Source organism: Streptomyces sp. YJ-C3 (genome assembly GCF_053891275.1).
The window spans coordinates 3,297,601-3,310,000 of sequence record NZ_CM132685.1 but is presented as its reverse complement, the minus strand read 5'-3'; the positions used below and the strand labels follow the sequence as shown (position 1 = coordinate 3,310,000).

Annotated in this window: 8 protein-coding genes; 2 read left to right on the top strand and 6 right to left on the bottom strand. The window is 71.7% G+C overall.

The genetic code is table 11. The features are described from left to right. Positions 1 to 34: 34 nt before the first annotated feature. From ACVHNB_RS14410 to ACVHNB_RS14400, 3 genes are all read right to left on the bottom strand, one after another. On the bottom strand, positions 35 to 835 hold the full coding sequence (locus ACVHNB_RS14410) for an SDR family NAD(P)-dependent oxidoreductase (RefSeq protein WP_456228263.1): 801 nt from the start codon (positions 833 to 835) through the stop codon (positions 35 to 37). A gap of 165 nt (positions 836 to 1,000) precedes the next feature. After that, positions 1,001 to 4,342, bottom strand: coding sequence for a S8 family peptidase (locus ACVHNB_RS14405; protein WP_428950785.1), 3,342 nt, complete (start codon positions 4,340 to 4,342; stop codon positions 1,001 to 1,003). A 122-nt stretch (positions 4,343 to 4,464) separates the two neighbouring features. After that, positions 4,465 to 6,291: an RICIN domain-containing protein gene (locus ACVHNB_RS14400; protein WP_456228262.1), complete on the bottom strand. Its 1,827-nt coding sequence runs from the start codon at positions 6,289 to 6,291 to the stop codon at positions 4,465 to 4,467. Positions 6,292 to 6,582: 291 nt separating this feature from the next. Here ACVHNB_RS14400 and ACVHNB_RS14395 point away from each other — a divergent pair, with 291 nt between their 5' ends. Further along, positions 6,583 to 7,866, top strand: a complete 1,284-nt coding sequence (locus ACVHNB_RS14395; protein WP_456228261.1) for an ROK family protein — start codon at positions 6,583 to 6,585, stop codon at positions 7,864 to 7,866. A 21-nt stretch (positions 7,867 to 7,887) separates the two neighbouring features. Here ACVHNB_RS14395 and ACVHNB_RS14390 read toward each other — a convergent pair whose 3' ends face one another. From ACVHNB_RS14390 to ACVHNB_RS14380, 3 genes are all read right to left on the bottom strand, one after another. After that, positions 7,888 to 8,724: a helix-turn-helix transcriptional regulator gene (locus ACVHNB_RS14390; protein WP_428950788.1), complete on the bottom strand. Its 837-nt coding sequence runs from the start codon at positions 8,722 to 8,724 to the stop codon at positions 7,888 to 7,890. Positions 8,725 to 8,927: 203 nt separating this feature from the next. Further along, the gene (locus ACVHNB_RS14385) at positions 8,928 to 9,638 is read right to left on the bottom strand and encodes an ANTAR domain-containing protein (RefSeq protein WP_428950789.1); all 711 of its coding nucleotides are present in this window, start codon (positions 9,636 to 9,638) and stop codon (positions 8,928 to 8,930) included. A gap of 228 nt (positions 9,639 to 9,866) precedes the next feature. Further along, entirely contained in the window at positions 9,867 to 11,276 is a 1,410-nt protein-coding gene (locus ACVHNB_RS14380; protein ID WP_428950790.1) for an aminopeptidase P family protein, read from the bottom strand. A gap of 136 nt (positions 11,277 to 11,412) precedes the next feature. Between ACVHNB_RS14380 and ACVHNB_RS14375 the strand changes: the two genes are divergently transcribed. Next, positions 11,413 to 12,399: a helix-turn-helix domain-containing protein gene (locus tag ACVHNB_RS14375; protein WP_456228260.1), complete on the top strand. Its 987-nt coding sequence runs from the start codon at positions 11,413 to 11,415 to the stop codon at positions 12,397 to 12,399. The last annotated feature ends 1 nt before the right edge of the window (position 12,400 follow it).

The window sequence follows — 12,400 nt, the reverse complement described above, 5'->3', positions numbered from 1 at the left end:
GCCGACGAACAGGGGGCGTGACGTCCGCGTCCGCTCAGAACGCGGACCGGATGAGCCCGCCGTCCACGCGGAGGGTGGCTCCGCTGACGTACTGGGCGTAGGTGCTGCACAGGTACGCCACGGCCGCCGCGATCTCGTCCGGCTCGCCGAACCGTTCCTGGTCGTTCGGGATGAGGGCCTCGACGGCGTGGGGCCGGATCTCCTCCCAGGTGTGACCCCAGCCGCGGGCGGGCCCGATCCCGGTGACGAGGTCCCTGGTGGCGTCGACCAGGATCGCTCCGGGTGACACCACGTTGGAGGTGACGCCGGTGCCCTTGAGCTCGCGGGCCAGGGACACGGCGAGGTTGTGCCGGGCCGCCAGGGTGGCGTTGTACTGCGGGTGCGTGTTCATCGGCTGGGAGGCGAGACCGCCGCCGATCGTGATCACCCGCCCCCAGCCGCGCTCCCGCATCGCCGGGACCAGGTGCTGGATCATCCGGACGCCCGAGACCACGTTGACGTTGTAGGTGTCCCGCCATTCGTCGGGACTCGCCTCGGTCCACGACAAGTGCCGGTAGAAGCCTGCGTTGTTGACGAGGATGTCGACGGGACCGTCCGAGGTCGCCGCCCGGGCCACGTCGCCGGCGGCGTCGTCGTCGGCCAGGTCGCCCACTGCCGTGGTGGCGGTCCCGCCGGCCTCACGGATCTCCCGCGCGACCCTCTCCGCGCGGTCCTTGTCCCGGCCGTGCACGACGACCGCCGCGCCCTCCGCCGCCAGCAGCTTCGCGGTGGCCTCACCGAGCCCGGAGCTCGAACCGGTGACGAGCGCGCGTTTTCCGGCCAGATCGAGATTCATGCGTGCTTCCTTCTCCCTGGTCCCCTGCCATGACGGCCGGGAAAGTGTGTCATTAAAGAAGTCTACACCTGTAGACGTTTTCGGAGCGGGGACCAGCAGGGGCCCGGCACGACGATGCGGCCGGACACCAGGTGGTGTCCGGCCGCATCGGGTGGGTCACAGGGGTCAGCGGCCGCGGAACGCGTTGTGGACGGCCACCGTGGACGTGTTGTCCTGCTGGTCGACCACCTCGGCGCGCAGCGTGACGCCCTTGCCCTTGGCGGGGGCCTTGAGCGACGCCTTGCCGTGCTTCACCGTCAGCTTCTGCCAGGTGGCGCCGTTGTCGTACGACGCCTCGACGGTGAGGGACTTGAGGTTGTCACCGGCGGCGGCGCCCTGCACCTCGACCGGCATCGTCAGCTTCTTGCCGGCCTTGGCGGTGGATCCGAGGTCCAGTTCCGGGTGGAAGCGGACCATGGAGGCGGGGATCAGCTTGTCGCCGTCCTTGGAACGGAAGGTCCAGCTCGCGTCGACCCGGGTGCCGACCAGCGCGATGTCCTCGCTCCGGGTCGCCGTGGTGCTCAGCGTGTACGTGCCGTCCTCGGCGGGCACCGCGAACGACGCGTACTCGATGTCGTCGTCCTTGTCGACGAGCGTCTCGCCGTCGCGGGTGAGCTTGGTGTGTGCCGACTCCAGCGTGGTGGAGCCGTCGTGGCCCTGGCCGTCGTCGAACATGCGCAGGAACGCGTACAGGGTGTTCCCGCTGCGGACGATGTTGTCGCTCTCGTCCATCAGCGGACCGAACACGCCCGTGTTGAAGGTCTCCTTGTAGGTGTGTCCCGCGCGGAACGTGCTGAAGGAGATGCCGTAGCGCGACTCCGTCGGCTGCCACCCGTTGGGCAGCGGCGCGCCGAGCTGCTCCATGCCGAGACCCCACTGTGCCTTGTCGGACGTCGACAGGTAGACCTTCCGGCTGGCCGGCGCGGGAGCGGTGATGCCCGAGGAGTAGCCCATGAGGGAGCCCTGGACCGTGCCGATGGGGCTCAGCCAGGAGTCCTTGCCGGGCACGGGCGTGCCGAGCGACGCCTTCACCTCGGCGAAGTTGCTCTTCCTCTCGTGGCGCGTGTAGCCGGTGGCGAGGCGCTGGACCGGACCGCCGTACACGAGCGAGTACTGCTTCGTGGTGCCGACGGCGAAGTCGGCGTCCCAGAGCTGGCTCAGGGAGCCGTCGGTGATCTCGGGGCCGAGGTGGGCGGCGCGGAAGTTCTTGTACGAGGTCAGCTGCCAGCCGGACTTGTAGTCCGTGTAGCCCTTCTTGACCGCGTAGTACATGTACGCCTGCCGGGCCGTCGCCTTGCCGTCGGGCACGGTGATGTCGACGGGCTCGGCGGTGCGGGCGTCGAGGGTGACCTTCTGGTCCTTGTCGACGATGAGCTTGGGCTGGGCGATCCAGTCCGTGCCCTTGGTGGAGTCGGCGCGGTCGGCGAGGATCACGCCCTGCACGGTGTACTCGCCGATGGGCAGGCGCAGCGTGCCGGAGTCGCTGTTCTCGTCGACGGCGTACTCGGTGCCCGCGGCGTCGCCGGTCAGGGCCTTGACGTACGTCTGGAAGTGCGCGGCGGCCTTGCCGTCCCGGCCGATGTGGCTCAACTCGACTGCGTACGAGGCCACTTCACGCTCGACCGCGAAGGCGGTGCGCACGCTCTGGTCCGCGTCGGCCGCCACGACGGCGCCGGAGTACTGGCCGTCGGGGGCGTCGACCCTGGTGTCGGCGGTGACCGTGACGTCGGCCGTCTTGCCCGCGGGCACGGTGACCTTCGCCGGGGTGACCGTGAACATGCCCTCGGGCGCGGCCTTGCCGTCCGGGGCCGTGCCGCTCGCCGTCAGGTCGAGGGAGACGTCGGAGGTGCCCGTGTTGCGGTAGGTGAGGGTCTGCGTGAGCGGCTTGTCGTCGTCGTGCGGCCAGGCGGCCTTGCCGAAGTTCAGCGAGGTCTGCTCGGCGTACACGCCCGTCTTGACGGCGTGGTCGACCTGGATGCGGCCCGAGCCCTGCTCGAAGGCGGCGAAGCCGGTGTCCTTGGTGGAGGCGGTGAGCACGCCCTTGAGCTGGGCGGCCGTCCAGTCCGGGTGCTGCTGCTTGAGCAGGGCCGCGGAGCCGGCGACGTGCGGCGTCGCCATCGACGTACCGGAGATGGTGACGTAGCCCTCGGGGTTCTCGCCGACCTCGCCTGCGATGACGCTGCCGGGGGACGAGGCGGCGGTGATGTCGACGCCCGGCGCGGTCACGTCCGGCTTGATGGCTCCGTCGCCGAGGCGCGGGCCGCGGCTGGAGAAGTCGGCCATCTTGTCGCCGCTGTCGACGGCGCCGACGGTCAGCGCGCCGTCCGCGGAGCCGGGGGTGCCGACGGTGCTCGCGCCCGGTCCCTCGTTGCCGGCGGCGACCGCGAAGAGGACGCCGTCGCTCTCGCTGTAGCGGTTGACCGTCTCCTCGAGCGGGTCGACGTCCGGGGTGTCGGTGCCGCCGAGGCTCATGTTGACGATGTCGGCGCCCTGCGCGACGGCCCAGTCGATGCCGCTGATGATGTCGGAGTCGGCGCCGCTGCCGGTGTCGTCGAGGACCTTCGCGGCGATGATGCTCGCGCCGGGGGCCACACCCTTGTACGTGCCGCCCGACTTCGCGCCGGAGCCGGCGATGGTGGAGGCGACGTGGGTGCCGTGTCCCTGGTGGTCGACGTCGTCCGGGGACGTGGAGAAGTTCTTGGCGGCGACCACCTTGCCGGCCAGGTCGGGGTGGTCCCCGTAGACGCCGGTGTCGACGACGGCGACCTTCACGCCCTTGCCGTCGTAGCCCGCCTGCCAGGCCGCGGGGGCGCCGATCTGCGGGACGCTGACGTCGAGTTGGGCCTTGACGGGCGCGTCCAGCCAGACGTGGTCGACGCCCTGAGCTGCGGAGGTCCGCGCGACATCGTTGTCGGAGCCGTCGGTCCGCGTCAGGGACTTCCACAGCGCGGGCAGGTCGTCGGCCGACGCGGTGAGGGCCTGGGCGTTGAGAGCCTTGAGGCTGCGGTGGACGGTGGCGCCGGCGTCCTGGACATCGGCGCGGGCGGTGGCGGCGGTGCCCCGGTAGCCGACGATGACCTTGAGCCCGTTCCTGTACAGCTTGCGGGCGGCGGCGGTGTCGAGCTGCTTGACGTCGAAGAGCCGCTTGTCGAGGGTGCCGTCGGAGATCAGCCGCTGGGCGTCGAGCGGTACGACCAGGGACTGCTTGCCGTCGTCCTCGACGTGGACGGGTATGTCCGCGCGCCCGGGAGCCGGGGTGAAACCGCTGACCTTGCCGTCCGTCACCTGGACGACGTCACCGGTGATCAGCTGGACGCGGCGCTGCGTGGGCTCCTTCTTGGCCGGCGCCGCGGGGGTGGCGGACGCCGCGCCGGAGGCGGTGGCCGGGACGGAGGCGGCCGCGGTCGCCGCGACGACCGCGGTGGCGGCCAGCGCGACGAGCGTGGGTCTTCTGACGAGTCTGCGCACAGGGTTCCTTAGGTAAGGGCAGGAGCAACGGTGGTGCTGGACGCGCGCGGGGTGTCCGCGCGCGTCCGTTCGGAGGCGTGCGCGTCCGGGCGGGGACGCGCACGCGGGTACCGCGGGTGGGGTCAGTGCCGGTGCGCGGATGCCACGGCGGTGAGGGTGAGGGTCTGTTCGTCGGCGGTGCGGGCGCCGCCGACGGGGCCTCCCGTGCTGTCCGTCCAGGCCCGCGTCGGCGTGGTCTCGGCGGTCCTGGCCGGGTCGTCGGACAGCCCGATGACGAGTCCGCTGTAGCGGTTGACCAGGCGGTACGTTCCGGTGGCCGTACCGTCGGTGGTCTTGCCGGGAACGACGAACCACTGCTGCCCGACGGTGGGCCCGCCGGCCGGCGCGGCCGTCACTGTGGGCTTGGCGCCCCAGGCCCGTCCGGCGTCGCCCGTGGCGTCGACGCCGAGGAGCCGGCCGGTGGAGGCGTTGGCGATGCGGTACGAGCCGTCGCCGTCACTGGTGAAGATCCACTGGCTCAGCGCCGAGGTTCCGCCGCCGGTGGCGGAGGTGGTCGCCGAACCGCCGGACACCTGGGCGAGAAAGCGCCCGTCGCCGCTCGCGATGGTGTGGGCCTTGCCCGTCGTGACGGGGGCGGCCGGTGCGGTGGTGTCGATGACGGTCTCGTAGTACTCGCCGGAGGCGCCGTTCGAGCACTGGAAGGAGCAGTAGCTGCGGAACGTCTTGCCGACGATCGTGGATCCGGTCCGGTTCACCGGGTCGAGGAACCAGCGGTACCAGGAGCCGGTCTTGTAGGCGCCGGTGTCGCCGAGCAGCCGCCACTTCTGGGTGGCGAGGTCGTCGGTGGCGTAGATCCGCTGGGGCTCGTTGCTGTCCTGGGTGATGGCCTCGGGCTGCCCGATGTACAGGCCCAGGTGGGCGTCGTAGGCGACGTTCATGGTCAGCAGGTCGGACTTGGCGGGCAGGGTCCCGGCCTTCTGCTGCTCGGCGACGCTGCCGGGGTTGTCGGGGTCGTAGTCGTGCGCGACGGCCGTGTACCCGGTGGGGTGGCCGGCGTCGACGGGCTCCATGTTGCTCTCCAGGCCGCCGGGTCCGGGCTGCGACCAGGCCCCGTCGTACCACTTCCTCCACGAACCCGGCGCCATCTTCCCGGACATCGGAGCGCGGGCGACATGCGCCCGGCTGCCGTCGGTCCAGCCGCCGGGCACACCGCCCTTCGGGATCACCCGCGAGTTGTAGAAGACGTAGAAGTAGCCGGAGGCCGTGTCCACGAACAGACGCGGATCACCGTCGCCGTAGTAGTACGTCTCGTGCGGGAACGCCGCGCTGTCACCCCTCTTCGTGCTGTAGGGCGAGGTGAGCACGTGGTCCTTGATGTCCCACGTCCTGCCCCGGTCCTTCGAGACGGCGTAGTCGATCGCGTCGTAGTGCAGGCCGTCGCCGTACGGGCTCGGGGTGAACTCGTTGTGCACGAGCCCGTACCAGTCACCACTGTCCGAATCGACCCACACACCCATCAGGTCGCAGTAGTTCTTCTGCGCATAGTGCGACGTGTCCGGGGCGTACGTGGACTCCCGGCCCGTGGGACTGTTGTTGCAGCGCCACGTGGTGTCGTCGTTACGGTCGTCCGCATTCGCCGGATTCACAGCATCGCTCAACTCGCCGTCACGAGCAGCCGCATCAAAATCCTTGCCGCTGTAGAACGTCCACTCCCGCGGGTCGTCCGCCCCGTACAGGGCGTGCGCGGACTGATAGTGGAACGAGCCGTCCTTGTCGATGAACGTCGCCGCGGGACTGTCGTCGGGGTGGGTCCACGGGCCCTTGGTTCCCACGGAGACCGTGTAGGTGGGGGCATCGGCGGACGCCGGCCGGCCGGTGAATCCGCCGAGCAGCACCACACTGGCGGCGGCCAGCGCGCAGGCGGCCTTGATACCGGGACGAGCTGGCACAACTGCTCCTCTCATACCTGAACGGGCCGTGGCAGGACGGCGGTTCAGGGTGGCGAGATGTCCGGAGCCAGGCGTTTCAGGGCATACCGAGGCCGTCGGACCGTGGGGGTCTGCAGGGTGTTCACCGCGTGGCGCGATTTAGTTCGACTAGAATCCGAACTAATGCAGGGACTGTCAAGCAATTCGTTGGACCGCACAGGCGGGCGATGCCCCCGCAACCGGCATGCCCTGCAGGGCGCTTGCCATCATGGGAGCGACGACTCTCGCGTCGGTCACGGCCGACGAAGGAACATGGGTGAGAACCAAGTGACCGAACTCGGAACGGCGGCGCCGCCGAACGCCGCGCCCCCGGACGCCCCCGGCCCGCGGGACCGGGCGTCGATCCGGCGCACGAACCTCAGCGCGGTGATGGGCCTGCTGCGCGACAGCGGCCCGCGCTCCCGGGCCCAGATCGCCGCGGACACGGGCCTGCCCAAACCGACGGTCACCAGTCTCGTCGCCGAGCTCGTCACCCTCGGCCTGGTGCGCGAGGGCCCCGCGCAGCGGGAAGGGGCCGTGGGCCGCCCCGGCACCCTGGTGCACCTCGACGGTGACGCCATCTGCGGCATCGGCGTGGAGATCAGCACCAGCTACGTCCACGTCCTCGCCCTGGCGCTCGACGGCACTCAGGTCTACGCGCACCGGGAGCCGCTCGCGGTCAAGGAGGAGGGCCCGGACGCCACCCTCGACGTGACGGCCCGCCATGTCGCCGACTGCCTGACCGCGCTCGACCGCGAGGGCAGGCGTCCGGCCGGCCTCACGCTCGCCCTGCCCGGCGTCATCGACATGGCGTCGGCCACCGTCACGTACGCCCCCGGCATCGGCTGGCGCGACGTGGCCGTGGCCGACGCCCTGCGGACCCGGGTGGGACGGGCCGTCGCGGGGACGCTGCCGCCGATCGCCGTGGACAACGACGCCAAGCTGGCCGCCCTCGCCGAGTACGCGCAGATCCGCGGTTCGGGCGTCCGCGACATGCTCTGCATCACCGGGGAACGCGGCATCGGAGCCGGCATCGTCAACGACGGGCGGCTGCTGCGCGGCGCCGACGGATTCGCCGGAGAGGTCGGCCACATGCCTCTCGACCCGCACCGCAACCCCTGCGTCTGCGGCCGCCACGGCTGCTGGGAGACCATGGTCGGGCTCGACGCCATCCTGCGGCTCGCGGCGGGCGGCAGCGATCCGATCCACGACCCCGGCCTCGCGCTGGAGGACCGCCTGGCAGACCTGCGCGGCCGCGCCGAGGCGGGTGATCCGCGCACCGTGGAGGCCCTGGACCGGGTCGCGCACGACCTGGGCCTCGGCCTGGCCCTGCTGACCGATGTCCTCAATCCGCGGGTGGTCGTCCTGGGCGGCTACTTCACGCACATCGGGGACCGGTTCCTGGACCGGGTCCGCGAGACGGTGCGGGCACGGGTGATGGCGCCCCTCGCGGGCGGCTGCGAAGTGCGCCTGTCCGAACTGGGGTTCGTGGCAGCGGCGTACGGAGGGGCCCACCTCGCGCTCGACGCCGTCTACCAGCGGCCTGCTCTTTCGTAGCGCGGGGCGGGCGCCGCGCGGTCAGCCGTGGAGAGTGGCCCGGGGTGTGCGGCCGTACTCGGCGCGGTACGCGGCGGAGAAGCGCCCCGGGTGGAGAAACCCCCACTGGGCGGCGATCCGGGTGACGGTGGCGCCGCTGAGCGGGTCGGCGGCCTTGAGGGCGGCATGGACGTGCGCGAGGCGGACACGGCGCAGATACGCCGTGGGCGTGGTGTCCAGATGCCGGCGGAAGGCGTACTGCAGGGCGCGCGGCGTGACCTGGGCGGCGGCAGCGATGTCGGCGAGGCCGATGTCGGTGTGCGCGTGCTCGTCGATGTACGCCGTGGCGCGGGCCGTCGTCGAGGAGGTGGCGTCCCGCGTGTCGGACAGGGCCGGCTCGTGGCCGATGACGGTGTTGGGGAAGACCTGGAGGGCCGCCCCGGCCAGCAGCCGTGCCAGCGGGCCGATGATCAGGGGGCTCGCCTGGGCTCCGAGGTCGCAGACGCTGCGGGCGTAGGCGCGGGTGCGTTCCCAGTGGACGGCGCTGGACAGATCGGCCGGGGTGAAGCTCGTGAAACGCAGCGGGTGGCCGCGGCGCGGGTCGACGGTGGCCGCGGCCTGCGAGAGCAGCTTCACGGGCAGGGTGATGACGGACGCGTGGAGATCCGCCGTGACTCCGGAACAGGCCTGCGCCGGCACGTGGCCGAGGAAGACGTCCCCCGCCACGAAGCTGCCGTGTTGCTTTCCGGAGCTGCGCCGGGCCCGGCCGCCGCCGACGCGGATGACGACCAGGCTGCCCTGAGGCTCGTTGGTGAACTCGAAGTGGGCGGGCAGCGCCAGTTCGCTGTACTCGAAGGCATCGGCGTCGAAGTGCCGCATGAGGTACTCCCCGCCTCGGGGCATGGCCCCCGCGCGGAACTCCCGCCCATAGGCAGCCTGCAGCAGGCTCTCCGCTTCCTCCGCTGAGTGCGTACGCGTTTCGGTCAGCCGCACAGGCCCGTCGCTCACAACCCCGACCCCGATTCAGGCGATCCGTTCACGCTACCCGAGGAGCCGGGAGCCGCGCACGGGATCGCCCGGGCTCACGGCGCGGGCAACTCGGCGCGGCCCTCGGTGATCTCGCGGGCGATGTCCGCGATCTTGCGCTGATGGGAGCGGGCGTAGGTGCGCAGGCGGGCGAAGGCCTCGTCGACGGGGACGTCGTGCCGGGCGGACAGCATGCCCTTGGCCTGCTCGATGACGACCCGGCTGGTCAGCGCGTGCTGCAACTGGGCCACCACGACGCGGCTCTGCTGCACTTCCCGCAGCAGGAACAGTGCGTCCGCGGTCAGCTGTGTGAGCGTGCGCACCAGCGTGAGCGCCCGCTCGTCCAGGACATGTCCCGGGCCGCCGAGCAGGAGGAGCGCGCCGACCGGGCCACCGGGACCGGACAGGGGCAGCGCGGTGATCCGGCCGACCCCCAGGGCCCTGGCGCGGGGCACCCAGCGGGGCCACCGCACGTGGGCCGGGCGCCCCGTCACGTCCAGGTCGGTGAGCGAACAACCCGCGGTGTGGGCCTCGTGCCCCGGGCCTTCGTTCCACCCCGCGGCGTCGGCCGTCAGCGCGCGCAGTCCCCCACTGGTCCCCTCCGTCTCCACGGCCGCACCACCCGGCGGCGCGTAGTGCACTCCCGCACCGTGCGCGCCGGCCAGACGTCGGGCGCCCTCCACGAACGTGCCCAGGACTCTCTTCGCGTCGAGCGGCTCACAACTGGCTTCGACCGTCAACCGTGCTGCCAGGGAAGCGAGTTCCACGTCCGACAACATCACGACTACCCTTCTGGCATATCCGCGGGCACACCGCTCCCATCATGACGAGCGACACCCCGATCCGCAGCCCCCATAACGAATCGGCAGCCACTTCCTTCGGGTGACTGTCCATAAAACGAAGAGGCCCCGGATTTCCCACCGGCTTCGGCTCCGCGGAGTAGTCCCGTCAACTCCCCTGCCCCCCAGGGAAGTTGATGCCGGGCAGTCGTGCCGTCAGCCCGCGAACCGGGCCATCCACGCCTCGACCTCGTCCGCCGAGCGCGGCAGGCCCGCCGACAGGTTCTCGTGGCCGTCCTCGGTGACGAGCAGGTCGTCCTCGATCCGGACGCCGATCCCGCGCCATTCCTCGGGCACGGTGAGGTCGTCCGGCTGGAAGTACAGGCCGGGCTCGACGGTGAGGACCATGCCCGGTTCCAGGACGCCGCCGACGTAGTCCTCGGTGCGGGCCTGCGCGCAGTCGTGGACGTCCAGGCCCAGCATGTGTCCGGTGCCGGCCATGGTGAATCGCCGCTGGAGACCGAGTTCGTAGGCGCGGTCGGCCGGGCCCTCGATGAAGCCCCACTCGACCAGCCGGGCCGCGAGGTGGCGCTGGGCCGCCTCGTGGAAGTCGCGGTACGCGGCGCCGGGCTTGACGGCGGCCATCCCGGCTTCCTGGGCCTCGTACACCGCGTCGTAGACCGTGCGCTGCAAGGGCGTGAAGGTTCCGCTGATCGGCAGCGTGCGCGTCACGTCGGCGGTGTAGAGGGTGTGCGTCTCCACGCCCGCGTCGAGCAGGAGCAGCTCCCCCGGCCGCACCGGGCCGTCGTTCCGGGTCCAGTGCATGATCGTGGCGTGCTCGCCCGCGGCGCAGATCGTGCCGTAGCCGACGGCGTTGCCCTCCAGCCGTGCGCGGCGGAAGAAGGTGCCCTCGATCCAGCGTTCGGTGGAGGCGACCGCGCGGGAGAGTTCGCCGATCACGTCGGTGAATCCGCGCACCGTGGAGTCGACGGCCTTGCGCAGTTCGGCGGTCTCCCAGGCGTCCTTGACGAGGCGGAGGTCGCTGAGCGCCTCCTCCAGTTCGGCGTCGCGCTCCTCGTCGGTGGTGACCGCGGCCTCCAGGGCGGGGTCGACGCCGCGCACGATCCGGGTCGGCGCACCGGAGGCGGCGAGGTCCGCGGCGGCCGTACGGACGTCCCGGCAGGGCAGGCCGAGCACGAGCTCCGCCTCGGCCAGGGAAAGGCGCCGGCCCATCCACAGCTCCGCCGTGGGGCCGGTCCAGAACTCGTCGTCGTCCCTGCCGTCCCGGGGCAGCTGGTAGCAGTAGGCGTCGTGGCCGCCGTCCGCGCGGGGTTCGAGGACGAGGGCGCCGTCCCGGGCCTGGTCGCCGGTCATGTGCACGTACGCCGAGTGCGGCCGGAAGGGGTAGGTGTCGTCGTTCGACCGGACCTTGAGGTTGCCCGAGGGGACCACGAGGCGTTCGCCGGGGAAGCGGGCGGAGAGCGCGGCGCGGCGGGCGGCCGCGTACGGGGCCTGCTCCGCGGGCTGCAGATCGTGCCGCTCGGTGTCCGCCCAGCCGGTGCGCATCAGCGCGGACAGTTCCTCGGAGATCCCTGCGTAGAGACCGTTCTTTCGGCCTTTCGCCACGGCGCACACCTTCCTCTGGCTGTGTTGGTGCAGACGGCTCCCGGACCGTATCCGGGCAGACGCCCGCCGGGGGCCGGATCGTGCCACTGGCACGGATCGGACAGCTCTCGCGCCGGGCGCGGCCGATAATGCGCGTATGACGAACGCGAAACTCGGCGAGGCGCTGCGGCTTCTGGGGCTCGGCCCCGCCGCGAGCCGGGTCTATCTGGCGCTGCTCGAGCTGGCCCCCGCGCCGCTGGGCTCGATCGCGGCCGCGGCCGGTGATCTCGGCGAGGCGGAGCTGGCCGCGGCGTACGGCACGCTGGTCGACGCCGGGCTGGCCAGCGCCGCCGAGGAGGGCGCCGACGTGGTGGCCCCGGTTCCGCCCACCGCCGGTCTGGAGATCCTCGCCCGGCACCGGGCGGCGGAGGTCGAGGAGTCGCGTATCGCGGTCACCGGGGCGTTCGAGTCGTTCCGGCGGCAGCGGCTCGCCGCGTACAACGACGACCTCGTCGAGGTCGTCACCGGCGAGGCCGTAGGCCCGCGGATACGGCAGGCCTGGGCGAGCGCCCGCGACCAGATCCGGCAGTTCGAGTCGCCGCCGTACTTCCCGCTGCCCGGCGCCACGGACGACGCCCTGGCCACGCTCGCCCGCGGTGTCACGCAGCGGGTCGTGTACTCGCGGGCGTCGCTGGAGCACCCGGGCCACGTCAAGGACGTCATCGAACCGTGCGTCAAGGCCGGTGAGCAGGCCAGGGTGCTGCCGTCGGTTCCGGTCAAGCTCGTGATCATCGACGACGCGTACGCGCTGGTGTCGCTGTCGATCAAGGAGGCCGACGTGCACAACACGATGCTGGTGGTGCAGCCGTGCGGCCTGCTGTCGGCGCTCATGGCCCTGTTCGAGCAGTCCTGGCGGAGCGCGTTGCCGTTCCACGGCCGGACCACGCGGCCCGGTGGGCTGCCGGCCGCCGACCGGCGCCTGCTGTGGCTCCTGGCCGGCGGTGCGGACGACGACGTGATCGCCCGCGAACTGGGGATCAGCCGCCGCACGCTCTATCGCCGCCTGCAGATCCTGATGGCCAGGCTGGGCGCCGCGAACCGCTTCCAGATGGCCCTTCAGGCACAGCGCAGCGGCTGGCTGTGAC